Annotated in this window: 2 protein-coding genes; both read left to right on the top strand. The window is 55.7% G+C overall.

What is annotated here, in order from left to right:
- A partial coding sequence (locus AADEFJLK_RS24870) for a calcium-binding protein (RefSeq protein ID WP_170065246.1) occupies nt 1-504 on the top strand: 504 nt, incomplete at its 5' end.
- Between the two features lie 505 nt (nt 505-1,009).
- On the top strand, nt 1,010-2,450 hold a 1,441-nt coding region (locus AADEFJLK_RS23425; protein WP_211299333.1), incomplete at its 3' end, for an RCC1 domain-containing protein.

Below are 2,450 nucleotides of genomic sequence, written 5' to 3'. Positions count from 1 at the left end.
TCGGCCAGCTATAGTTTGCCGGCGAATGTCGAGAACCTGTTTTTGACCGGCACCGCCGCCATCAACGGCACTGGCAACGCCCTCGCCAACATCGTCTACGGCAACAGCACCGACAATGTCTTGTCCGGCGGTGACGGTAACGACACCCTGATCGGCGGCTTGGGCAACGACACCCTGACCGGCGGCGCAGGTTCGGACATTTTCCGCTTCAACACCGCACCTTCCGCCAGCAACATCGACACCGTCACCGACTTTACGGTCGCCGACGACACCATCCAACTGGAAAACGCCGTCTTCACCCAGCTGACGGCCACCGGCGTGCTCAATGCCGCCGAGTTTAAAATCGGCGCGGCGGCGGCCGACGCCAACGACTTTATCATCTACAACGCCGGCACCGGCGCCCTGTCTTATGATGCCGACGGCAACGGTGCGGGCGCGGCGGTGCAAATCGCCATCTTGGGCGTGAACTTGGCCTTGACCAACGCCGATTTTGTGGTGATTTGATAGGGATGGGGGTTGCTGCGCGTTTAACAACAATATGCCGGGGCGGCTTTTTAAGTGCGGGGCCGGCATAAAGAACGTCAGCATGGTTTAAGGCAATACCTTCGCCAAACGTATAAAACTAGTTGAAACAAGCACTTTGGATAAATTTGACCCATTGGTTTTATATCAGTTTGTTCAATCCGATTCAACATCCAAATGGGCGGAGGTATTGTTATATACTTTAAGCGGTCAGGTTTTCGGATTTAGGATTAACCGTTCAGCCTGAGCTTGTCGAAGGCTGGACGGTTAATCCGCCCATGGTTCGACAGGCTCACCACGAACGGATTAACCGAAAACTTGACCGTTCAGAGTATAGAGTCCGACGTTAAGCAAGCGACATAATAAACACACAGGCTAACAGCTGGCCTTAAAGCCGGATTGGCCTGTGTCGCTTAATGCGTGACGGCATCTATAATAGCTGTCTGTTTTAACCACTTTTTTTAATAACTATTTTTGGGGCATTGGCATGACCGTAACGGTAACAAAAAACACTTTATCATATGATGGACATTCTTCCTTAGGCGAGTTTCGTAACGACGGTGCATTTGCCGTGATTAAGGCCGATGGTTCGGTGGTCACTTGGGGAAATACTACTGGTGGCGGTGACAGCAGTGCGGTGGCAAACCAGCTTAACGGCACCGTGGACGTAACACAAATCTTCTCCTCCTTCTACGCATTTGCCGCCTTGCGCAGTGACGGTTCGGTGGTCACTTGGGGGGATTCCAACTATGGCGGCAACAGCAGTACGGTGGCGACACTGCTTGACGGCACCGTGGATGTGACGCAAATATTCTCCACACATTATGCTTTTGCCGCGTTGCGCACGAATGGCTCGGTGGTCACTTGGGGTGGCAGTGGAGGAGATAGCAGCGCGGTGGCGGCACAGCTCAACGGCACCATCGACGTGACGCAAATCTTCTCCACAGAGAATGCTTTTGCCGCGTTGCGCACGGATGGCTCGGTGGTCACTTGGGGAGTCGGCGGCTACGGCGGCAGCAGCACAGCAGTGGCAACACAACTTAACGGCAGTGTGGATGTGACGCAAATTTTTTCCACTTATGGTGCTTTTGCCGCGTTGCGCACAGACGGGTCGGTGGTCACTTGGGGGAATATCTATGCTGGCGGCAACAGCAGCACGGTGGCCACACAACTCGACGGCACGGTGGATGTGACGCAAATAGCTTCCACAAACGATGCCTTTGCCGCCTTGCGCACCGATGGTTCGGTAGTCACTTGGGGTAATATTACTGATGGCGGTGACAGCAGCGCGGTGGCAAGCGACCTCAACGGCACTGGGGATATGACACAAATAGCCTCCACACAAGCTGCCTTTGCCGCACTGCGTGCGGACGGCGCGGTGGTCACATGGGGCGATAGCCGCTTTGGCGGCGACAGCAGTACGGTGGCCACACAGCTCAACGGCACGGTGGATGTGACACAAATAGCGTCCACGAATAGTGCCTTTGCCGCGTTGCGTGCCGATGGCTCGGTGGTCACTTGGGGGTATGGCCTATATGGCGGCAGCCCCAGCAGTACAGTGGCTCCGCAACTCAATGGCGTAAAACAACTCTTTTCTACAGGCTATTCTTTTGCCGCCTTGCGTACCGATGGCTCGGTGGTCACTTGGGGGGATAGCTATAATGGCGGCAGCACCAGCAAAGCGGTGGCGGCACAACTTGACGGCACAGTCGATGTGGTGACCATTTATACCACAACCCGGGCTTTTGCCGCGTTACGCACCGACGGTTCCATCATCACTTGGGGAAACAGCGACAGCAGCGCAGTGGGAAACATCAGCAGCAGCACAGTCGCCAGCCAACTGACCTCCGGCGTGGTCGGTGCCGCCAACATCGGCGGCAATGATATCTACCTCAACCATGCCCCCACCGGCACGGTCAGCATCGCCG

This window comes from Methylovulum psychrotolerans, assembly GCF_002923755.1.
In the GTDB taxonomy this organism is placed as follows: Bacteria; Pseudomonadota; Gammaproteobacteria; order Methylococcales; family Methylomonadaceae; genus Methylovulum; species Methylovulum psychrotolerans.
Note: the sequence above shows the minus strand (reverse complement) of the source record. Positions and strands in the feature narration are given on the sequence as shown.